Annotated in this window: 26 protein-coding genes; 23 read left to right on the top strand and 3 right to left on the bottom strand. The window is 74.1% G+C overall.

Annotated elements, in window-relative coordinates:
- The first annotated feature begins 43 nt into the window (after positions 1-43).
- The 6 genes from JKP76_RS09965 (at position 44) to JKP76_RS09990 (ending at position 5,711) form a co-directional block, all read left to right on the top strand.
- Positions 44-235, top strand: coding sequence for a hypothetical protein (locus JKP76_RS09965; RefSeq protein ID WP_200490699.1), 192 nt, complete (start codon positions 44-46; stop codon positions 233-235).
- A 64-nt stretch (positions 236-299) separates the two neighbouring features.
- Positions 300-1,865, top strand: a complete 1,566-nt coding sequence (gene ffh, locus JKP76_RS09970; RefSeq protein ID WP_200490700.1) for a signal recognition particle protein — start codon at positions 300-302, stop codon at positions 1,863-1,865.
- The gene (locus JKP76_RS09975; RefSeq protein WP_309229837.1) at positions 1,862-2,953 is read left to right on the top strand and encodes an amidohydrolase family protein; all 1,092 of its coding nucleotides are present in this window, start codon (positions 1,862-1,864) and stop codon (positions 2,951-2,953) included. The genes ffh and JKP76_RS09975 overlap by 4 nt, the downstream gene beginning before the upstream one ends.
- Before the next feature lie 46 nt (positions 2,954-2,999).
- Positions 3,000-4,748 carry a proline--tRNA ligase gene (locus JKP76_RS09980; RefSeq protein WP_200490701.1) on the top strand — a complete coding sequence of 583 codons (1,749 nt, stop codon included), beginning with the start codon at positions 3,000-3,002 and terminating at the stop codon, positions 4,746-4,748.
- 196 nt (positions 4,749-4,944) lie between these two features.
- The gene (locus JKP76_RS09985) at positions 4,945-5,298 is read left to right on the top strand and encodes a ribonuclease E inhibitor RraB (protein WP_200490702.1); all 354 of its coding nucleotides are present in this window, start codon (positions 4,945-4,947) and stop codon (positions 5,296-5,298) included.
- Complete coding sequence (locus tag JKP76_RS09990) at positions 5,295-5,711, top strand: hypothetical protein (protein WP_200490703.1); 417 nt, start codon at positions 5,295-5,297, stop codon at positions 5,709-5,711. The genes JKP76_RS09985 and JKP76_RS09990 overlap by 4 nt, the downstream gene beginning before the upstream one ends.
- On the opposite strand, the gene JKP76_RS09995 is transcribed toward JKP76_RS09990, so the two are convergent.
- Positions 5,708-6,118: a VOC family protein gene (locus JKP76_RS09995; RefSeq protein ID WP_200490704.1), complete on the bottom strand. Its 411-nt coding sequence runs from the start codon at positions 6,116-6,118 to the stop codon at positions 5,708-5,710. The two genes, JKP76_RS09990 and JKP76_RS09995, sit on opposite strands and share 4 nt — an antisense overlap.
- Positions 6,119-6,272: 154 nt before the next feature.
- Between JKP76_RS09995 and rpsP the strand changes: the two genes are divergently transcribed.
- From rpsP to JKP76_RS10045, 10 genes are all read left to right on the top strand, one after another.
- Positions 6,273-6,758, top strand: coding sequence for a 30S ribosomal protein S16 (rpsP, locus tag JKP76_RS10000; protein WP_200490705.1), 486 nt, complete (start codon positions 6,273-6,275; stop codon positions 6,756-6,758).
- Positions 6,759-6,761: 3 nt separating this feature from the next.
- On the top strand, positions 6,762-6,998 hold the full coding sequence (locus tag JKP76_RS10005) for an RNA-binding protein (RefSeq protein ID WP_089336030.1): 237 nt from the start codon (positions 6,762-6,764) through the stop codon (positions 6,996-6,998).
- Between the two features lie 10 nt (positions 6,999-7,008).
- Positions 7,009-7,557, top strand: a complete 549-nt coding sequence (rimM, locus tag JKP76_RS10010; RefSeq protein ID WP_200490706.1) for a ribosome maturation factor RimM — start codon at positions 7,009-7,011, stop codon at positions 7,555-7,557.
- A complete protein-coding gene (gene trmD / locus JKP76_RS10015) occupies positions 7,554-8,297 on the top strand; it encodes a tRNA (guanosine(37)-N1)-methyltransferase TrmD (RefSeq protein ID WP_200490707.1) in 744 nt (247 codons plus the stop codon). The genes rimM and trmD overlap by 4 nt, the downstream gene beginning before the upstream one ends.
- Before the next feature lie 3 nt (positions 8,298-8,300).
- A complete protein-coding gene (locus JKP76_RS10020) occupies positions 8,301-8,801 on the top strand; it encodes an NUDIX hydrolase (RefSeq protein WP_200490708.1) in 501 nt (166 codons plus the stop codon).
- Positions 8,802-8,953: 152 nt separating this feature from the next.
- Positions 8,954-9,310, top strand: coding sequence for a 50S ribosomal protein L19 (rplS, locus tag JKP76_RS10025; protein ID WP_200490709.1), 357 nt, complete (start codon positions 8,954-8,956; stop codon positions 9,308-9,310).
- A 267-nt stretch (positions 9,311-9,577) separates the two neighbouring features.
- Positions 9,578-10,342: a signal peptidase I gene (gene lepB, locus JKP76_RS10030; protein ID WP_309232905.1), complete on the top strand. Its 765-nt coding sequence runs from the start codon at positions 9,578-9,580 to the stop codon at positions 10,340-10,342.
- 167 nt (positions 10,343-10,509) lie between these two features.
- Complete coding sequence (locus JKP76_RS10035; protein ID WP_200490710.1) at positions 10,510-11,241, top strand: response regulator transcription factor; 732 nt, start codon at positions 10,510-10,512, stop codon at positions 11,239-11,241.
- Between the two features lie 135 nt (positions 11,242-11,376).
- Positions 11,377-12,168: a ribonuclease HII gene (locus JKP76_RS10040; RefSeq protein WP_200490711.1), complete on the top strand. Its 792-nt coding sequence runs from the start codon at positions 11,377-11,379 to the stop codon at positions 12,166-12,168.
- Positions 12,165-12,485, top strand: a complete 321-nt coding sequence (locus JKP76_RS10045; RefSeq protein WP_091980364.1) for a DUF2469 domain-containing protein — start codon at positions 12,165-12,167, stop codon at positions 12,483-12,485. Before JKP76_RS10040 ends, JKP76_RS10045 begins: the two co-directional genes overlap by 4 nt.
- 3 nt (positions 12,486-12,488) lie before the next feature.
- Here JKP76_RS10045 and JKP76_RS10050 read toward each other — a convergent pair whose 3' ends face one another.
- A complete protein-coding gene (locus tag JKP76_RS10050; RefSeq protein ID WP_200490712.1) occupies positions 12,489-12,719 on the bottom strand; it encodes a hypothetical protein in 231 nt (76 codons plus the stop codon).
- A gap of 110 nt (positions 12,720-12,829) precedes the next feature.
- Here JKP76_RS10050 and JKP76_RS10055 point away from each other — a divergent pair, with 110 nt between their 5' ends.
- The 5 genes from JKP76_RS10055 to whiG all read left to right on the top strand — a co-directional run bounded on the left by JKP76_RS10055 (position 12,830) and on the right by whiG (position 17,825).
- Positions 12,830-13,186, top strand: coding sequence for a YraN family protein (locus JKP76_RS10055; protein WP_200490713.1), 357 nt, complete (start codon positions 12,830-12,832; stop codon positions 13,184-13,186).
- Complete coding sequence (locus JKP76_RS10060) at positions 13,183-14,703, top strand: YifB family Mg chelatase-like AAA ATPase (RefSeq protein WP_200490714.1); 1,521 nt, start codon at positions 13,183-13,185, stop codon at positions 14,701-14,703. Before JKP76_RS10055 ends, JKP76_RS10060 begins: the two co-directional genes overlap by 4 nt.
- Positions 14,700-15,968 carry a DNA-processing protein DprA gene (gene dprA / locus JKP76_RS10065; protein WP_200490715.1) on the top strand — a complete coding sequence of 423 codons (1,269 nt, stop codon included), beginning with the start codon at positions 14,700-14,702 and terminating at the stop codon, positions 15,966-15,968. Before JKP76_RS10060 ends, dprA begins: the two co-directional genes overlap by 4 nt.
- 31 nt (positions 15,969-15,999) lie before the next feature.
- On the top strand, positions 16,000-16,935 hold the full coding sequence (locus JKP76_RS10070; protein ID WP_200490716.1) for a tyrosine recombinase XerC: 936 nt from the start codon (positions 16,000-16,002) through the stop codon (positions 16,933-16,935).
- 89 nt (positions 16,936-17,024) lie between these two features.
- A complete protein-coding gene (gene whiG, locus JKP76_RS10075; RefSeq protein WP_200490717.1) occupies positions 17,025-17,825 on the top strand; it encodes an RNA polymerase sigma factor WhiG in 801 nt (266 codons plus the stop codon).
- Between the two features lie 12 nt (positions 17,826-17,837).
- On the opposite strand, the gene JKP76_RS10080 is transcribed toward whiG, so the two are convergent.
- On the bottom strand, positions 17,838-18,359 hold the full coding sequence (locus JKP76_RS10080; RefSeq protein WP_200490718.1) for a murein hydrolase activator EnvC: 522 nt from the start codon (positions 18,357-18,359) through the stop codon (positions 17,838-17,840).
- 303 nt (positions 18,360-18,662) lie between these two features.
- Here JKP76_RS10080 and rpsB point away from each other — a divergent pair, with 303 nt between their 5' ends.
- The gene (gene rpsB, locus JKP76_RS10085; RefSeq protein ID WP_200490719.1) at positions 18,663-19,607 is read left to right on the top strand and encodes a 30S ribosomal protein S2; all 945 of its coding nucleotides are present in this window, start codon (positions 18,663-18,665) and stop codon (positions 19,605-19,607) included.
- A gap of 88 nt (positions 19,608-19,695) precedes the next feature.
- Positions 19,696-20,511 carry a translation elongation factor Ts gene (gene tsf / locus JKP76_RS10090; protein WP_200490720.1) on the top strand — a complete coding sequence of 272 codons (816 nt, stop codon included), beginning with the start codon at positions 19,696-19,698 and terminating at the stop codon, positions 20,509-20,511.
- Positions 20,512-20,534: the final 23 nt, after the last annotated feature.

Genomic DNA, 20,534 nt, shown 5'->3' on the forward strand with positions numbered 1-20,534 from the left:
GGACCGAGCGGGACGGACCGGTCCCACCGACGGAGGGCAGGACGTGGAGTTCCAGCTGTGGCACTGCTCCGACTGCGGCGACGAGCGCGAGTTCGTGCAGCCGACGTGCACCGACGGGCACACCGAGGACGGCGGCCCCTGCCCGGACTGGGCCTGCGTCGACTGCGGCGCCGCGCTGGTCACCGGCGTCGCGCCGCGCACGCTCGTCGGGTCGGGCCTGACGCACGCCGCCTAGACCGCCGATACCCTCGGGGCGGACGGCGCGACGTGCTCGCGCCCGGAACTGCTGAGGACGTGCTGTGTTCGAGACCCTCTCCGACCGCCTGGACAAGGTCTTCACCGGCCTGCGGGGCAAGGGTCGGCTGACCGACGCCGACATCGACGCCACCGCGCGCGAGATCCGCATCGCGCTGCTCGAGGCCGACGTGGCCCTGCCGGTCGTGCGGTCCTTCATCGACGCGGTGAAGGAGCGCGCCCGCGGGGCGGACGTCTCGCAGGCGCTCAACCCGGCGCAGCAGGTCATCAAGATCGTCAACGAGGAGCTCATCGGCATCCTCGGCGGGGAGACCCGGCGGATCCGGCTGGCCAAGCAGTCGCCGACGGTGATCATGCTGGCCGGTCTGCAGGGTGCCGGTAAGACGACCCTCGCCGGCAAGCTCGGCCGCTGGCTCAAGGAGCAGGGGCACACCCCGCTGCTGGTGGCCGCCGACCTGCAGCGCCCGAACGCGGTCAACCAGCTCTCGATCGTCGCCGGCCAGGCCGGCGTCGACGTCTACGCGCCCCAGCCGGGCAACGGCGTCGGTGATCCGGTGCAGGTGGCCCGCGACTCGATCGACCACGCGCGCCGCACCATGCACGACGTCGTCGTCGTCGACACCGCCGGCCGCCTCGGCATCGACGCCGAGCTGATGCAGCAGGCGGCCGACATCCGCGACGCGGTCCACCCGGACGAGACGCTGTTCGTCGTCGACGCGATGATCGGCCAGGACGCCGTCACCACGGCGCAGGCGTTCCAGGACGGCGTCGGCTTCAGCGGCGTCGTCCTCACCAAGCTCGACGGCGACGCCCGCGGTGGTGCCGCGCTGTCGGTGCGGCACGTGACCGGCCAGCCGATCATGTTCGCCTCCACCGGCGAGAAGCTGACCGACTTCGACGTCTTCCACCCCGAGCGGATGGCCTCGCGCATCCTCGGCATGGGCGACGTGCTCACCCTCATCGAGCAGGCCGAGAAGACCTTCGACGCCGACCAGGCCGAGAAGATCGCGGGCAAGCTCGCCTCCCGCGAGGGCTTCACGCTCGAGGACTTCCTCGAGCAGATGATGGCCATCCGCAAGATGGGCCCGATCGCCAACCTGCTCGGCATGCTGCCGGGCGCCGGGGCGATGAAGGAGCAGCTCAAGCAGGTCGACGACCGCGACCTGGACCGCACCGCGGCGATCATCCGCTCGATGACGCCGCAGGAGCGGGTCAACTCGAAGATCATCAACGCCTCGCGGCGGGTGCGCATCGCCAACGGCTCGGGCGTCAGCGTCACCGACGTCAACCAGCTGCTGGAGCGCTTCGCCCAGGCCCAGAAGATGATGGGCCAGATGGCCGGCAGCATGGGTCTGCCCGGCATGGGCCCCATGTCGAAGAAGGCCCGCGGCCGCCAGATGCAGGCGCAGTCGAAGAAGGGCAAGGGGAAGAAGGGCAAGGGCAAGGGCGGTCCCGCCCGCCGTCCCGTCGGCGCCCCCGGCCTGCCGCCCGGCGCCGGCAACCCCTTCGGCGGGCTGCCCGGCGGGATGCCGAACCTGCCCCCGGGTCAGGGCCTGCCCGACCTCACCAAGCTGAACTTCGACCAGTTCAAGGACGGCAACGGGCGGTGAGCGCGCCGCTGCCCTCCCTGCACCTGTCCGGTGTGGTGCTCCCCGAGGGGGAGCACCGTGACGTCTGGGTGCGGGAGGGGCGGTTCACCTTCGAGCCCGTCCCGGGCGCCGAGACGGTCAGCCGGGGCGGCTGGCTGATCCCCGGGCTGGTGGACGCGCACTGCCACGTCGGCATCCTGCGCGGCGGCGGGCACGCCGAGGACCTGAGCCAGGCCCGCGCGCAGGCGGTCGCCGAGCGCGAGGCCGGCGTCCTGGCGCTGCGCGACTGCGGTTCGCCGGTGGACACCCGCGCCCTCGACGACGAACCCGACCTGCCGACGATCATCCGGGCGGGCCGGCACATCGCCCGCACCCGGCGCTACATCCCGGGCCTCGGCATCGAGATCGAACCCGAGGACCTGGTCGAGCAGACCCGCGTGCAGGCCCGGCGCGGGGACGGCTGGGTCAAGCTGGTGGGGGACTGGATCGACCGCTCGGTCGGCGACCTCGCCCCCGAGTGGCCGGCCGACGTCGTCGCCGCGGCGATCGCGGCGGCGCACGAGGAGGGCGCGCGGGTCACCGCGCACACCTTCGGCACCGACGCGCTGCCCGCGCTGATCGAGGCCGGCATCGACTGCATCGAGCACGGCACCGGCCTGACCGAGGAGCTCATCGGCGCGATGGCCACACGCGGCACCGCCGTCGTCCCGACGCTGGTGAACGTGGAGAACTTCCCGGGCTTCGCCGCCGCGGGGGAGAAGAAGTTCCCGACCTACGCGAGCACGATGCGGCGGCTGTACGCGAACTCGGGTGCGGTGGTGCGGGCCGCGTTCGAGGCCGGTGTGCCGGTGTTCGCCGGCACCGACGCCGGCGGCGGCATCGAGCACGGCGTCATCGCCGACGAGATCCGCGCGCTGTGCGAGGCGGGCATCCCGGCCGAGGACGCGCTGGCCGCCGGGTCGTGGAAGGCGCGCGAGTGGCTCGGGCTGCGCGGCATCGAGGAGGGCGCGGTCGCCGACGTCGTCGTCTACGAGCGCGACCCCCGCACCGACCTGGGCGCGTTGCAGTCGCCGCAGCGGACGGTCCTGCGAGGCCGCGTCGTCGCCTGACCCGGGCCACCCGATACCCGCTCGCGCGGCCTGGGAGACTCGTCCCGTGCTGCTCCGGATGTCGACCCTGTTCCTGCGGACCCTGCGTGATGACCCGGCTGACGCCGAGGTCGCCAGCCACCGCCTCCTCGCCCGCGGCGGGTACATCCGCCGCGCCGCGCCCGGCGGGTTCACCTGGCTGCCGCTGGGCTACCGGGTCTTCCGCAACGTCGAGCGCATCATCCGCGAGGAGATGGACGCGATGGGCGCCCAGGAGGTCGCCTTCCCGGCTCTCCTGCCGCGCGAGCCCTACGAGGCCACCGGCCGCTGGACCGAGTACGGCCCCAACCTCTTCCGGCTGCAGGACCGCCGCGGGAACGACTTCCTGCTCGGCCCCACCCACGAAGAGATGTTCACCCTCCTGGTGAAGGACCTCTACGGCTCCTACAAGGACCTGCCGGTCTCGCTGTACCAGATCCAGACCAAGTACCGGGACGAGGCGCGGCCCCGCGCCGGCCTGTTCCGCGGCCGCGAGTTCACGATGAAGGACAGCTACTCCTTCGACATCGACGACGCCGGCCTGGACGTCAGCTACGCCAAGCACCGCGACGCCTACATCCGCATCTTCGACCGGCTGGGCCTGGAGTACGTCATCGTCTCGGCGATGTCGGGCGCGATGGGCGGCTCCAAGAGCGAGGAGTTCCTGCACCCGACCGCGATCGGCGAGGACACCTTCGTCCGCTCGCCCGGCGGCTACGCGGCCAACGTCGAGGCCGTCACCACCGTGGTGCCCGACGAGATCCCGTTCGACGGGCTGCCCGCCGCGCACGTCGAGGACACCCCCGACACCCCGACCATCGAGTCCCTGGTCGCCGTCGCGCAGAAGCTGTTCCCGGACGCCGGCTACACCGCGGCCTCCACGCTGAAGAACGTCGTCGTCACGCTGGTGCACCCCGATGGCAGCCGCGAGCCGGTCGTCATCGGCCTGCCCGGCGACCGCGAGGTCGACGCCAAGCGGCTCGAGGCGCAGGTCGCCCCGGCCGAGGTCGAGCCGTTCACCGACTTCGCCGGCAACCCGCTCCTGGTCAAGGGCTACATCGGCCCGCAGGTGCTCGGTGCCGAGAGCGACTCGAAGATCCGCTACCTGGTCGACCCGCGCGTGGTCTCCGGCACCCGCTGGATCACCGGCGCCAACGAGGCCGGCAAGCACGTCTTCGACCTCGTCGCCGGCCGCGACTTCACCTGGGACGGCGTCATCGAGGCCGCCGAGGTGCTGCCCGGCGACCCCGCACCCGACGGCTCCGGCCCGCTGGAGCTCGCCCGCGGCGTGGAGATGGGGCACATCTTCCAGCTCGGCCGCAAGTACGCCGAGGCGCTCGAGCTCAAGGTGCTCGACGAGAGCGGCAAGCTCGTCACGGTCACCATGGGCTCCTACGGCATCGGCGTCTCCCGCGCCGTCGCCGCGATCGCCGAGTCCACCCACGACGAGCTGGGCCTGGCCTGGCCGCGCTCCGTCGCGCCCGCCGACGTGCACGTCGTCGCCACCGGGAAGGACGCCGCCGTCTTCGAGGCGGCCGAGGCGCTCGCCGGTGAGCTCGTCGCCGCCGGGCTCACCGTGCTCTACGACGACCGGCCCAAGGTCAGCCCCGGCGTGAAGTTCAAGGACGCCGAGCTGCTCGGCATGCCGACGATCGTCACCGTCGGCCGCGGCCTCGCCGAGGGCGTCATCGAGGTGCGCGACCGGAAGACCGGCGAGCGCGAGGAGGTGCCGGTCGCCGAGGCCGGCGCCCGCGTGCTCGCCGCCGTCCGCGGCTGACCCGAGGCACCCGCGCTGGGATCAGGTTCCCTGATCCCAGCGCTTCCTCCCTCACGGTGCGCGGTGAGGGAGGAAGCGCTCCGGTGAGGGAGGACGGCGTCCGGCAGGGGGCGCCGGTCCGTCGTCGAGGCGAGCGGTCGCGTGTCGCTGACCTCGACGGCTCACCGGACGGAGCCGCCCGTGATCCACTCTGGACATGCCGCAGGACGTCGAGGAGCAGGTCGCGCAGAGCGCACAGGTTGTCGAGCAGAACCTGGCCCTCGGTGACCAGGTGCACAAGCCGCGGCCGATCGACCACCTGGCCGGGTTCCGCACCCGCCGCGCCGCCGAGGCGGCGGGGGAGGAACTGGTGGCCGCTGGCTACCGCATCGACGGGCTGCGCCGCCGCTTCCTCACCGTGTGGCTGGAGTTCAGTGCCATGACCGCCGTCGACCACGGCACCGCGGCCGCCTTCACCCGCGAGGTCGTCGGCATCGTCAACCGGCACGGCGGCACCTACGACGGCTGGGGCGGTTTCCTGGTGGCCGCCGAGGATGACGCCGACGGATGACCGCCCAGGACCGCCGTCCGCTGACGGCGATCGAGCGCGCTCTCCTCGATGCCTTTCTCGGGCACGACTTCCCCGGGGTCGAGCAACTGCGGGCCCAGTCGGGGACGGCGACGGCGTCGCCGGGGTGCACGTGCGGTTGCGGCACGGTCGAACTGCACGTGCCCGACGCTGCGCCCCCGTCGACCGCGACGAGCCCCGTCCGGGTGGAGGGCACGGTGCTCGACCTCGCCGGGAACGCGGTCGGCGGGCTGTTGCTGTTCCTCGAGGACGGCCGGCTGGCCGGCCTCGAGGTGTACCCGCTCGACGACGATTCGCTGCCTCTGCCTCTGCCTCTGCCTCTGCCTCTGCCTCTGCCTCTGCCTCTGCCTCTGCCTCTGCCTCTGCCGCCGGTCGACCGGGTGCGGTGGGGCTAGCCGGCCGGGTCGGCGACCAGCTCGACCTCGTAGCCGTCGGCGTCTTCCAGGAACGCCGCGCGGTGGTCCGGGCCCCCGGCGAACGGGTGCCGGTCGGCGAACAGCAGCCGCCAGCCGTGCGCCGGAGCCTCCGCCACCAGCGCGTCCAGCTCGGCGGCAGACCCGGCGCGGAACGCCAGGTGGTTCACCCCGGGGGCGCGGCGCTCGTGCGCGGCGCCGACCAGCGCGGGGGACTGCTCGACGACGACGTAGACACCGTCGGCACCCCACCGCCACGACCGCCCGTCCTCCCACGACCGGTACGGCTGCGCGCCCAGGCGGGGGAGCAGCCACCCCCAGGAGGCCTCCGCGCGGGCGAGGTCGGGCACCCACAGCTCGATGTGGTGCAGCGGTCCGGTGCTGGCCACGGCGCTCCTCCCGGGATCTGGCATCATGGTCGGTCGAACACGGCGGGAGCGGCCCTCTCACCGATCCCGGCCGTGTCCATCGCTCCGCCCCGACGCAACCCCACACGTCGCCCGGCGAGCAACCACACAGCGTTCGAGGAGTACACCACCCACCGTGGCCACCAAGATCAAGCTCATGCGCCTGGGCAAGATGCGCGCGCCGTACTACCGCATCGTCGTCGCCGACGCCCGCACCAAGCGTGACGGTCGGTCGATCGAGACGATCGGCAAGTACCACCCGAAGGAGGACCCCTCCTACATCGAGGTCGACTCCGAGCGCGCGCAGTACTGGCTGGGTGTCGGCGCGCAGCCGACCGAGGCCGTCGCCGCCATCCTCCGGGTGACCGGTGACTGGCAGAAGTTCAAGGGCGAGCCGGCCCCCGCGCCGATGCGCGTCGCCGAGCCCAAGCCGGACAAGAAGGCTCTCTACGAGGCCGCCGTCCGCGCCGGCATGGACGAGCCGACCACCGAGGCGACCACCGCCAAGAAGAAGGCCGCGCCGAAGAAGGCCGCTGCCGCCGACGAGGCTCCCGCCGCCGAGGCCCCGGCGACCGAGGCTCCGGCCGCGGACGCCGCCCCGGCCGAGACGCCTGCCGAGTAAGACGTGCTCGAAGACGCGCTCGAGCACCTGGTCAAGGGCATCGTCGACCATCCCGAGGACGTGACGGTCGACCTGCTCACCAACCGCCGTGGCAAGACCCTCGAGATCCGGGTGCACCCCGACGACCTCGGCAAGGTCATCGGCCGCGGCGGTCGTACCGCCAAGGCGCTGCGCCAGGTGATGACCGGTGTCGGGGGACGCGGCCTCCGGGTCGACGTCGTCGACACCGACGGGCGCTGAGCACGACGCCTTGAGCACTCCGCACGACCCCCCTCCGGACACCGTGGTGGTCGGCCGCATCGGCCGGCCCCACGGTGTCCGTGGTCTGACCACCGTCGAGGTGCGCACCGACGACCCGGACGCCCGCTTCGCCCCCGGCACCGTGCTGCGCACCCAGCCGGCCGAGCGCGGCCCGCTCACCGTCGTCGACAAGCGCTGGCACAGCGGCACGCTGCTGCTGCAGCTGGCCGCTCCCTCCGGTGAGGTCTACGCACTGCGCGAGACCGTCGACGCCCTCCGCAACACCCTGCTGCTCGTCCCGGTCGACGAGCTGCCCGAGCTCCAGGAGCCCGACTCCTACTACGACCACCAGTTGGTCGGCCTGGGCGCCCGGCTGCCCGACGGCTCGGTGATCGGCGAGGTCACCGCCGTCCGGCACGAGGCGCAGGACCTGCTCGTCGTGCGCCGGCCCGAGGGCGGCGAGGCGCTGATCCCCTTCGTGGCGGCGCTGGTACCCACCGTCGACCTCGACGGCGGCTTCCTCGTCGTCGATCCGCCCGAGGGGCTGCTCGACCTGTGAGCGCGCCGTACCGGGTCGACGTCGTCACCATCTTCCCCGAGTACCTGGCGCCGCTGCGCCAGTCGCTGCTGGGCAAGGCCGCCGAGCGCGGCCTGGTCGCCATCGGCGTGCACGACCTGCGGCAGTGGACCGACGACGTGCACCGCACCGTCGACGACTCCCCGTACGGGGGCGGCCCCGGCATGGTCATGAAGCCCGAGCCGTGGGCGCGCGCGCTGGAGGCCGTCCGGCCGCCCGGCACCCGCCTCGTCGTCCCGACGCCGGCCGGGCGCCCGTTCACCCAGGCCCTGGCCGCGGAGTGGTCGGCCGAACCCGGCCTGGTCTTCTCCTGCGGCCGCTACGAGGGCATCGACCAGCGGGTCGCCGACTGGGCCGCCGACGCCGGTCCCGTGTCGGAGGTCTCGATCGGCGACTACGTCCTCGCCGGCGGGGAGTCCGCCGTCCTGGTCATGGTCGAGGCGGTCACCCGGCTGCTGCCCGGCGTCGTCGGCAACCGCGAGTCGGTGGAGTTCGACTCGCACGCCGACGGCCTCCTCGAGGGTCCGTCCTACACCCGGCCCGCGACCTGGCGGGGCCACGAGGTGCCGCCGGTGCTGCTCTCCGGCGACCACGCGGCTATCGAGCGGTGGCGCCGCGCGGAGTCGCTGCGGCGCACCGCCGACCGGCGCCCAGACCTGCTCGCCGCGCTGCCCGACGAGGCGCTGGACGCCGCGGACCGCGCCCTCCTCGACGGCCGCTGAGCGGTGGCCGGCAGCACGGTCGTCCGCCCCTCGGCTCGGGTCGTCGTCCTCGACCCGGTCGGCCGGATCCTGCTGCTGGGCGCCCGGCTGACCGACCCCGGCGTGCCGCCGGGCGACGTGCTGTTCTGGTACACCCCCGGCGGGGGCGTGGAGGCGGGCGAGTCGCTGCGCACCGCCGCCGTCCGGGAGCTCGCCGAGGAGATCGGCCTGGACGTCGAGCCCGCGGCGCTGGAGGGACCGGTCTGGTTCCGGCGCTTCGTGGGCCCCTTCGGCGGCGTCGAGTACGACAACCGGGAGACCTACTTCGTGCTCCGCGACGTCGTGCACGACGTCGACCCGCGCGGCCGCACCGAGCTCGAGCTGCTGGGCGACGAGCCGCACCGGTGGTGGACCGTCGAGGAGATCGCCGCCAGCAGCGAGGAGTTCGCACCCCGCGAGCTGGCCGCGGTGCTCCCGGCGCTGGTGGCGGGCCCGTGGACCGGGGTGCCGCGCATCGTCACCTGAAGATGTGGCACGATGGACCACTGCTGCGCACCGTCGGCCGGGTCGACGGGGGAGTTCCGCCGAGGAGCCCGCAGCTCCCGGGAACGGACAGCCGGGTCGTACCGCTGTCCGCACCGCACACGAGCCACTGCCAGAACATGAGGACTGCCGCGATGAACACCCTGGACGCACTCGACGCCGCTTCGCTGCGCGACGACATCCCGACGTTCCGCCCGGGTGACACCGTCAAGGTGCACGTCCGCGTGGTCGAGGGCAACCGCTCCCGCATCCAGGTCTTCCAGGGCGTCGTCATCCGCCGCCAGGGCGGCGGCATCCGCGAGACCTTCACCGTCCGCAAGGTGAGCTTCGGCGTCGGCGTGGAGCGCACCTTCCCGGTGCACACCCCCGTCGTGGAGAAGATCGAGGTCCTCACCCGCGGTGACGTGCGTCGCGCCAAGCTCTACTACCTGCGCGAGCTCCGCGGCAAGGCCGCCAAGATCAAGGAGAAGCGCGACGTCGTCGCGCGCTGACCTGCGCTGAACGACGGGCGGCTCGACCGCCCTCTGCGTCTCCGGCGGGCCCTCCGCGCCGTACGCTGCTCCTGATGAGCAGCCAACGGCCCGGGGGGCCCGCCGACGTCCGTTCCCGGCGAGCCCGACCCGGAGGACGGCGCCCGCAGCGGCGAGGCGGAGCAGCAGACCGGGCACCGGGCGGAGCAGCCGGCCGAGGCGTCCGGTGGGCGGCGTCGAGGTCGCGACGGCGCGGCGAAGAAGGGCTCGCTCCTGCGGGAGCTGCCGGTGCTGCTGGTCGTGGCCTTCGTGCTCGCCCTGGTCGTGAAGACCTTCTTCGTGCAGGCGTTCTTCATCCCGTCCGGGTCGATGGAGCAGACGCTGCACGGCTGCCCCGGCTGCACGGGTGACCGCGTGCTGGTCAACAAGGTGCCGTACTGGTTCGGCGAGCCCGAGCCCGGCGACGTGGTGGTCTTCAAGGGCCCCGACACCTGGAGCCCCGAGGTCACCGTCGCCGAACCCGGCAACGCGGTGACCGGGGCCCTGCTGTGGCTGGGCCGCACCGTCGGCGTCGCGCCGCCGAGCGAGGACGACTTCGTCAAGCGGGTCATCGCCGTCGGCGGGCAGACCGTCCAGTGCTGCGACGCCGAGGGCCGGGTCACCGTCGACGGCGAGCCGCTCGACGAGCCCTACATCTTCGAGAACACCCCGATCGACCAGCGCGCCTTCGGCCCGGTCACCGTCCCGGACGGGCGGCTGTGGGTGATGGGCGACCACCGGTCGGCGTCGGCGGATTCCAAGGCGCACCTGGGGGACCGGTACTCCGGCACCGTCGGTGTCGACGACGTCATCGGCAAGGCCGCGGTCATCGTCTGGCCGCTCAGCCGGTTCGGCTTCGTCGGCTCGCCCGACATCCAGGACGTCGACGCGGCCGGTGCCGGTGTGGACGGCGGCGCCACGGGTGTGCGCCCGGACCTGCTCGCCTCCTCCGCGGTCGGGCTGGTCGGCGCCGTGCCGGTCGTGGCGTGGCGGCGCCGTCGCCGCGACCGCTGACGGGGTCGTCGTCCCGGAATGGCGATCCGATGGTGCGCATGTGACGCGGGCCGCAGGAATGGTCGTTCTCGATAAGCGACGAAAAATTGTCAGCAAAGTGTTCAAGCAACCGTTTCACCCTTCCGATGGAGAGAGAGCAAGCAATTCGGAGTGAAACGGAGTCAGTTGTGTCTGCACCCATGGCGAGCACCGCCCGCGGAGTCACCCGCGTGCTCCTCCTCGCCGACGCGCCCGTCCTGCGCCGTGGTCTGGTCAGCATGATCAACGAGACCGCCGGCATGCAGTCGGTCGGGACGCCCGGCGAGCTGCGCCGCGCCATGACGCTGGCCGAGTCGGCCCGCCCCGACGCCGTCGTCGTCGAGCTGGGCCAGGGCCGCGCCGCCACGCTGAACGCCTGCCGCGACCTCCGTCGCCGCTTCCCCCGGGTCGCCATCGTCGCGCTGGCCACCTCCGAGGACCCGGCCGTCGTCAACGAGGCGCTCGCCGCGGGTGTCGGTGGCTACCTGCTGCTCAACACCTCGCCGACCCTGCTGGGCTGGGCGATCCTGGCCGCCCGCGCCGGCCGCACCGTCGTCGACCCGCAGATCCGCCGGGTCGAGCCCTCCGCCGTGCCGGCCGCCAAGCCGTTCACCCCCGAGGTGCCGCTGACCCGCCGCGAGCAGGACGTCCTCGACGAGCTGCTGCAGGGCCAGTCCAACCGGGCGATCGGCCGCAACCTGTTCATCAGCGAGGACACCGTCAAGAGCCACGTCAAGGCCATCCTGCGCAAGCTGGGTGCCCGTGACCGGGCCCACGCGGTCTCCCTCGTGCTCTCCTCGCGCACCCCTGCCACCTGCACCTGCGGTGCCCACGGCACCGCCCGCGCCGAGGTGCCCGCCGAGGTGCCCGCCGAGATCTGAGTTCCCGGGGCGTTCGCGCCCGCACGTTCCTCCGCACGCAGGGCCGGTCCGCTCCAGGGCCGGCCCTGCGTGCGTCCGGGGCCGCCGGGTGTCCGGTCCCGGGCCGTCGGACCGCCGTCGTAGGGTCGGTGCGCGATGGCTGCTCGACCCGTTCACTCCGCTGCCGCCCCGGTGCCCCGCGGGCGCCGGGTCGTCGTCGACGACCGGCCCGACGCGCTCTGGGACATGGAGCGCTCGCTGCGGCGGCGCGGCTTCACCGCCGTCGCCGGGGCCGACGAGGCCGGCCGGGGCGCCTGCGCGGGGCCGCTGGTCGCCGCCGCCTGCGTGCTGCCCTCGGGCAAGCGCGGCCGGGTGCCCGGGCTGGCCGATTCCAAGCTGCTCACCGCCGCCGCCCGGGAGCGGGTCTACGCCGAGATCCTCGACCGCGCCGTCTCCTGGTCGGTCGTGCAGATCCCGGTGGAGGAGCTCGACGCGCGCGGCATGCACGTCACCAACCTCGAGGCGCTGCGCCGGGCTGTGTGCACGCTGGACCCCGAGCCGGACTACGTGCTCACCGACGGCTTCCCGGTCCCCGGGCTGTCCCGTCCCGGGCTCGCCGTGTGGAAGGGCGACCGGGTCGCGGCCTGCGTCGCGGCGGCCTCGGTGCTGGCCAAGGTCACCCGGGACCGCGTGATGCTGGAGCTGCACGAGCGCTGGCCGGAGTACGACTTCGCCGGCCACAAGGGCTACATCACCGACGTCCACACGGCGGCGCTGGAGCGGCACGGGCCCTGCCCGGCGCACCGGATGCGGTTCGTGAACGTGGCCCGCGCCCGCGACCTGCACGCGGGGAGGTCCCTCGGGCTGCCCGTCGGTGCCGCCATGCACGATGATGGGGCCATGCGCCCTGAGTCCTGCGAGCCCGCGACGAGCACCGAGGACCGATGAGCACCGAGGATCTCGAGAAGTACGAGACCGAGATGGAGCTGCAGCTCTATCGCGAGTACAAGGACATCGTCCGCCAGTTCACCTACGTGGTGGAGACCGAGCGGCGGTTCTACCTGGCCAACTCCGTCGACCTCCAGGTCCGCGAGGCCGGCGGCGAGGTCTACTTCGAGCTGAAGCTCTCCGACGCCTGGGTGTGGGACATGTACCGGCCGGCCCGGTTCGTCCGCAACGTGCGGGTGCTGACGTTCAAGGACGTCAACGTCGAGGAGCTGGACAAGCCCGACCTCGAGCTGCCGGACAACCCGCGCCTGCCCTGAGGGCTACGTGTCGAGGGTCTGGACCCGCTCGATGTTCGTGACGTCGATGACCTCGGCGGTCGAGACGACCAGGACGCGGCCACCGACGAGCGGCTTCATGGTGAGCCACCCGGCGGGGCTGAAGCGGACGAAGGCGTCGACCGGCGGCCGGCTGCTCGCCGCGGAGGACCGCAGCCGCACGCTGGCCTGGTAGGTGTCCCGCTCGTTGATCTGGACGACCGTCTCGACGTACATGCCCCGACGGTAGCCACGCCGACGGCGGGGCCCCGTCCACAGGCGCGGCCACCGTCCACAGCTCCGCCGCAGACCTGGGATCCCGGCGGCGGGCCGGTGAGGGTGGAGCGGTGCCTCCTCCACGCCTCGGCGACCACGGTGAGCGGATCGCCGCCGCCTTCCTGACCGACGCCGGCCTGCGCGTCCTCGACCGCAACTGGCGGTGCCGCGAGGGCGAGCTGGACATCGTCGCCCGCGACGCGCGTGCGCTCGTCTTCTGCGAGGTGAAGACCCGCCGCGGCATCGGCTACGGCCACCCCGCCGAGGCGGTGACGCCCGCCAAGCAGCGGCGGCTCCGGGTCCTGGCCCAGCGGTGGCTGGCGGCCCACGACGAGCACGCGCCGGAGATCCGGTTCGACGTCGTGGGCGTGCTCGTCCGGCCCGGCCGGCCGGCGCAGGTCACGCACCTCCCGGCGGCGTTCTCGTGACGCTGGCGCGCACCTGGTCGGTCGGGCTGGTCGGGGTCCGTGGCGCCCTGGTCGAGGTGGAGCTGGACATCGGGCAGGGGCTGCCCGGGGTGACCCTGGTGGGGCTGCCCGACACCGTGGTGCGGCAGTCGGTGGACCGGGTGCGTGCGGCGGTGGCGAACAGCGGCGGCGACTTCCCGAACCGGCGCATCACGATCGGGCTGTCGCCGGCGTCGATGCCCAAGCAGGGGAGCGGCTTCGACCTGGCGCTGGCCGCGGCGGTCCTCGCCGCGGCCGGGACGGTGCCCGAGGGGTCCATCGATCGGCTGGTGCTGCTGGGGGAGCTCGGGCTCGACGGCGCGGTGCGGCCGATCCGCGGGGTGCTCCCGGCGGTGCTGGCCGCCGCGCACGCCGGCCACGCACAGGTCGTCGTGCCGGCCGGCAACGCCGACGAGGCCGCGCTGGTCGCGGGCGTCGACGTGCTGCCGGTGAGCTCGCTGGAGCAGCTCGTCGAGCACCTCTCGGGGCGCCGGGTGATCCCGGCGCACGTCCGCGGCGAGACTCCCGGGCCCGCGCCGACCGCCGACCTGGGGGACGTGGTCGGCCAGGCCGTGGGCCGCCGGGCGGTGGAGGTCGCGGCCGCCGGCGGGCACCACCTGTTCCTGGCCGGGCCCCCGGGTGCCGGCAAGACGATGCTCGCCGAGCGCATGCCCGGCCTGCTGCCGCCGCTGGACGAGGAGGCGGCGCTGGAGGTCACCGCCATCCACTCGATCGCCGGGACGCTGTCGCCGGACGCGCCGCTGCTCACCCGCCCGCCGCTGGAGGCGCCGCACCACTCGGCCACGATGGCCGCGCTGATCGGCGGCGGCTCGGGCCAGATCCGCCCGGGCGCGCTGTGCCGGGCCCATCGCGGGGTGCTCTTCCTCGACGAGGCGCCCGAGTTCCCCCGGGCGGTGCTCGACACCCTGCGCCAGCCGCTGGAGCGCGGTCAGGTGACGATCCACCGGGCGGCCGGCTCGGCCACCTTCCCGTGCCGCGCGCAACTGGTGCTGGCGGCCAACCCCTGCCCCTGCGCGAGCGCCGCGGGCGACGCCGCCTGCACGTGCAGCGCGCTCGAGCGGCGCCGCTACCGGTCCCGGCTGTCGGGGCCGCTGCTGGACCGCATCGACCTCCGGGTGGAGCTCCCGCCGGTCACCCGGGCCGCCTGGCTGGACGGGCTGGGGGAGCCGGAGTCCACGGCAGTCGTGGCCCGGCGTGTGCAACAGGCCCGCGCGGTGGCCGCGGAGCGGTTGGCCGGGACGGGGCTCCTGCTGAACAGCCAGGTGCCCGGCCGGCTGCTGCGCGAGCGCTTCGCCCCGCCGCGGTCCTCGCTGGCCCTGGCCGAGCGGGCCCTGGAACGGGGCGCCCTCTCCGTGCGCGGCTTCGACCGCGTCCAGCGGGTCGCCTGGACGCTGAGCGACCTGGCCGGGCGCACCGTGCCCGGCGCCGACGAGGTGGCCGAGGCCCTCGGCATGCGCCTGCAGCGGGTAGCGGCATGACGACCCTGGACGAGGACCTCGAGGACGCCGCCGGGGTCGCCGGCCACGGCAGCGGTCCGGTGCACCCGGGGCTGCGGCGGGCGCGGGCCTGGCTCAGCCGCGCCGTCGAGCCGGGCACGATCGACCTCTGGCGCTACGTCGACGACCACGGGCCAGTGGAGGCCGTGCGGCGGTTGCGCGACGGCCGGGCGCCGACGACGGTGCGCTCGCTGATCGGGGCGCGGGCCGACCAGGACGCGACGCTGGCGGACCTGCAGCGGGCCGAGCGCTGCGGGGCGCGGCTGCTCGTCCCCGAGGACGACGAGTGGCCGCACCTGCCCCTGTCCGCGCTGACCCGCGCGGTCGCCGCCGAACCCGCCGAGCGGCAGCACCAGTCGAAGCGCACCCAGGCGCTCGTGCCCCCGCTCGCCCTGTGGCTGCGCGGACCCGGCCGGCTCGACGAGCTCGCCGACCGGTCGGTGGCCGTCGTCGGCGCCCGCGCGGCGACCGCCTACGGCGAGCACGTCGCCGCCGAGCTCGGGCACCAGCTGGGGGAGCGGGGTTGGGCCGTGGTCTCCGGCGGGGCGTTCGGCATCGACGGCGCCGCGCACCGCGGGGCTCTGGCCGCCCAGGCGCCGACGGTCGCGGTGCTCTCCTGCGGGGTCGACCGGCCCTACCCGGCCGCCCACGGCGCGCTGTTCGACCGGATCGCCGCGACCGGGCTGCTCCTCAGCGAGTGGCCGCCGGGGTCCGCGCCGCTGCGGCACCGGTTCCTCGTCCGCAACCGGCTGATCGCGGCCCTCACCCGCGGCACCGTCGTGGTGGAGGCCGCCGCGCGCTCCGGTGCGCTGGCCACCGCCCGCCGCGCGCAGGAGCTCGACCGCCCGGTGCTGGTCGTGCCCGGCCCCGTGACGAGCGCGCTGAGCGTCGGGTGCCACGAGCTGCTCCGCGAGGCGGAGCTGGGCGCCCGGCTGGTGACCTCCGCGGCGCACGTGCTCGAGGAGGTCGGGCGGATCGGGGACGACCTGGCCGACCCCGCACCCCGGCACACCACCCCGCGCGACGGGCTCTCCGATCTCGCCGCCCGCGTGCTCGACGCCTGCCCCGTCCGCACCGGCGTGAGCCCCGACCGCCTGGCCGCGGTGGCCGGCTGCGACGTCCTGGAGGTGCTGCGCGTCCTGCCCGCCCTCGAACTGGCCGACCTCGTGCAGTGGACCGGCACCGGCTGGCGGCTGGCCCCGCAGCCCGGGGCGCGGCCCGCGACCGGATCCGGCGCGGCGCCTTGACCGGCCCGGCGCGCCGACGGACGGTTCCGGGGTGGCAACCGGGACGACGGACGCGCGCGCCGCCCTGCCGCCTGCCCTCGCCGAGGTGCTCGCCGGGTACGAGGAACACCTGCGCGGCCAGCGCGACCTCTCGGAGCACACCGTCCGCGCGTACGTCACCGACGTCACCGGGCTGCTGGACCACCTCACCCGCCGCGGCGGCGAGCGCCCCGAGCACCTCGACCTCGCCGTGCTCCGCAGCTGGCTCGCGCAGGGCCGGACGCGCGGCCACAGCCGCGCCACGACCGCCCGGCACGCCGCCGCGGCCCGGTCCTTCACCCGCTGGCTGCACCGCGCCGGGCACGCCGCCGAGGACGCCGGCCTCCGGCTGGTCAGCCCCCGCGCCCACCGCACCCTGCCCGACGTGCTCGCACCCGACCAGGCGCGGGCCGTCGTCGAGTCGGCCGCGGACGCCGAGGACCCGGTCGGTCTGCGCGACGCGCTGGTCCTGGAGCTGCTCTACGCCAGCGGCATCCGGGTCAGCGAGCTCGTCGGCCTCGACGTCGACGACGTGGACCGGGGTCGCCGGGTGCTGCGCGTGCTCGGCAAGGGCCGCAAGGAGCGCACCGTCCCCTACGGGCTGCCCGCCGAGAAGGCCCTCGACGCCTGGCTGACGCGGGGCCGCCCCGCTCTGGCCGTCACCGACTCGGGGCCCGCGCTGCTGCTCGGCGCGCGCGGCCGGCGGCTGGACCCCCGCGAGGCCCGGCGCACGGTGCACGCCGCCGTCGCGGCGGCCCCGGGGGCACCCGACATCGGCCCGCACGGTCTGCGGCACTCCGCGGCGACGCACGTCCTCGAGGGCGGCGCGGACCTGCGGTCCGTCCAGGAGCTGCTCGGCCACGCTAGCCTCGCTACAACGCAGATCTACACGCACGTGACCGTCGAACGGCTCCGTGCGGTCCACGCCCAGGCCCATCCACGGGCCTGAGCGGCGGGGACGACGGATGCGACGCACAGCAGCCACCACCGGCCGGGACAACGGGGCGCGAGCCCGCAGCGCGAGCGAGGAGGGCCACCGTGCCTGAGGCAACGATCCACCGGATCGACGAGGCGGCCGAGGACACCGACGCGTTCGTCGCGCAGCTGTGGGCCGCCTACGTCGCCGACCGCGACCCGGGCCTGCGCGACCGGCTGATCCTGCACTACGCGCCGCTGGTCAAGTACGTCGCCGGCCGGGTGGGCAGCGGCCTCCCGAGCCACGTCGAGCAGGCCGACCTGGTCTCCTACGGCACCTTCGGGCTCATCGACGCCATCACCCGCTACGAGCCCACCCGCGAGGTCAAGTTCGAGAGCTACGCGATGGCCCGCATCCGCGGCGCGATCATCGACGAGCTGCGCAACACCGACTGGATCCCGCGGTCGGTGCGCATGAAGGCCCGCCAGTTCGAGCGCACCGTCGCCGAGCTCGAGGCCCGCCTGCACCGGACGCCGACCGACGACGAGGTCGCCGACGCCATGGACATGGACGTCGAGGACATCCGCAAGTTCCTCGGCCAGCTGTCCCTGGTCAACGTCGTCGCCCTCGACGAGCTGCTCACCGACGACGACGGCGGTGCCCCGCGGCTCGGCGACACCCTCCAGGACACCAGCGCGCTGGACCCGCAGGCGATGGCCGAGCACGGCGAGGCCCGCCAGCTGCTCGCCCGCGCCGTCGAGCAGCTCCCCGAGCGGGAGAAGGTCGTCGTCTCCCTCTACTACTTCGAGGGCCTCACGCTCGCCGACATCGGCCGCGTCCTCGGGGTGACCGAGAGCCGGATCTGCCAGCTGCACACCAAGGCGGTCCTGCACCTGCGCACCAAGCTCGCCGACATCGCCTGACGGCTCGCCGGATCAGCCCCCGCGCAGCGGCAGCAGCCGGACCCGCGGCGGCGCGAGCAGGGACAGCGGGTCCAGGTAGACCTCCCCGCGGCGCAGCCCCCAGTGCAGGCACGCCTCCACCGGGCAGCCCGCGTGGCCCGGGACGAGCGCGCCCACGGGGGAGCCCCGCGCCACTCGCTGGCCCGCGGCCACGGACCCGGTGACCGGCTCGTACGTCGTCCGCAGGCCACCGGCGTGGTCGATGCTGACCACCGGCCGCCCGGCCACCATGCCGGCGAACACCACGACGCCCTCGCCCGCGGCCAGGACCGGCGCCGCGGGGGCACCGGCGAGGTCCACGCCCCGATGGCCGGGCCCGTACGGGTTCGCGAGCCGGTCGAAGGGCCGGGTCACCACCGGTCCGCCGTCGAGCGGCACGCCCCAGGCGGCGGCCGTCGGAGCGGGAGGCGGGGCCGCCACCGACACCGGTGTCGCCGCTGCCACGACCAGCGCCGCGACCAGCGCGGCGAGCGCGGCAGCGGGGACGGGACGCATGCCGCCGAGCCTGCCCGCGGACCGGCCGCAGGAGAGCCGCCCACCGGAGGCTGTGGACGGCACCTGGCGGCGGGGGAGGAGCCCCCGTGAGGTCGCGTATGCTGTCCGGTGCGACCCGTCCGCGGGTCGACTTCGCGTGTCCTCTTCCCGCCGATCGGCGGGGCAGCCACCACCTCGGTCCTCGCCCGCACGGGCGGGGGGAGTGGTGCCGCAGGACGCCAGGGCGGGCGCCACCCGGTGCCCGCGACAACCGGATCATGCGTGCGGCCCCGTGGGGTCGCGCGCGGAAGAAGAGAGGCTGCAATGGCAGTCGTCGGCATGAAGCAGCTGCTCGACAGCGGCGTCCACTTCGGGCACCAGACCCGTCGCTGGAACCCCAAGATGAAGCGCTTCATCTTCACCGAGCGCAACGGCATCTACATCATCGACCTGCAGCAGACGCTCGGGTACATCGACAACGCCTACGAGTTCGTCAAGCAGACGGTCGCGCACGGCGGTTCGATCCTGTTCGTCGGCACGAAGCGCCAGGCGCAGGAGGTCGTCGCCGAGCAGGCCACGCGCGTGGGCATGCCCTACGTCAACCAGCGCTGGCTCGGCGGCATGCTGACCAACTTCCAGACGGTCTTCAAGCGCCTCGAGCGCCTCAAGGAGATCGAGGACATGGAGCAGACCGGCGTGCTGGTCAGCCTGTCCAAGAAGGAGCAGCTGGTCCTCAGCCGCGAGAAGGCAAAGCTCGACCGCTCCCTGGGCGGTATCCGCGACATGAAGAAGGTGCCCAGCGCCATCTGGATCGTGGACACCAAGAAGGAGCACATCGCCGTCGGCGAGGCCCGCAAGCTGAAGATCCCGGTGGTCGCGATCCTCGACACCAACTGCGACCCCGACGAGGTCGACTACAAGATCCCGGGCAACGACGACGCGATCCGCAGCATCGCCGTCCTCACCCGCGTGATCGCCGACGCCGTCGCCGAGGGCCTCATGGCCCGCTCGGCCGCGCAGGCCAACGCCGGCCGCGAGGACGGCGCCGAGCAGGTCATCGGTGGCGACCAGCCGCTGGCCGACTGGGAGCGCGAGCTGCTGACCGGTGGGGACGCCGCGGCCGCCCCGGCCGCCGACGCCGCCGCCACCCCGCTGCCGGAGACCCCGGCCGAGGCCCCGACGGTCACCGCCGAGGAGGTCGCGCCCGTCGAGGGCGTGCCCGCCACCGGCAGCACCGAGACCGGCACCCAGGGCGCCCAGAACGGTTGATCACCCGGCGCCGTCCCCGACACCGGGGACGGCGCCGCGGCGCGCCCGCTCCACCCCCGCAGCACCGACAGACCACAGAGGAAAAGACATGGCTGACTTCACTGCGGCCGACGTCAAGCGTCTCCGCGACGCCACCGGCGCCGGCATGATGGACTGCAAGAAGGCCCTGACCGAGGCCGACGGCGACTACGACAAGGCCGTCGAGTTCCTGCGCGTCAAGGGCGCCAAGGACGTCGGCAAGCGCCTCGAGCGCTCGACGACCAACGGCATCGTCGTCAGCAAGGACGGCGCCCTGCTCGAGCTCGACTGCGAGACCGACTTCGTCGCCAAGAACGCCGACTTCATCAAGCTCGCCGAGCGCCTGCTCGAGATCGGCCTGGCGAACAAGGCCGCCGACGCCGAGGCCCTGCTGGGCAGCGACGTCGAGGGCCAGACGGTCGCCGCGCTGGTCGAGGGCGAGTCCGCCCGCATCGGCGAGAAGCTGGTGCTGAGCCGCTTCGCCATCTTCGAGGGCACCACCGCCACCTACCTGCACAAGCGGGCCACCGACCTGCCCCCGGCCATCGGTGTCGCCGTGCAGTACAGCGGTGGCAGCGAGGACGCGGCCCGCAGCCTGGCGATGCACATCGCCGCCGCGCGCCCGCGCTACCTCACCCGCGAGGAGGTCCCGGCCGAGGCGGTGGAGACCGAGCGCCGCGTCGCCGAGCAGACGGCGAAGGAGGAGGGCAAGCCCGAGCAGGCGATCACCAAGATCGTCGAGGGTCGGGTCAACGCCTACTACAAGGACTTCGTCCTGCTCGAGCAGCCGTCGATCACCGAGCCCAAGCGCACGGTCAAGCAGATCGTCGACGAGGCCGGTATGACCGTGGAGCGCTTCGCGCGCTTCGAGGTCGGCCAGGCCTGAGCCGAGCACCCGCGCACGGGCAT

It is taken from the genome of Blastococcus sp. TML/C7B (assembly GCF_016612845.1).
Taxonomy (GTDB): domain Bacteria; phylum Actinomycetota; class Actinomycetes; order Mycobacteriales; family Geodermatophilaceae; genus Blastococcus.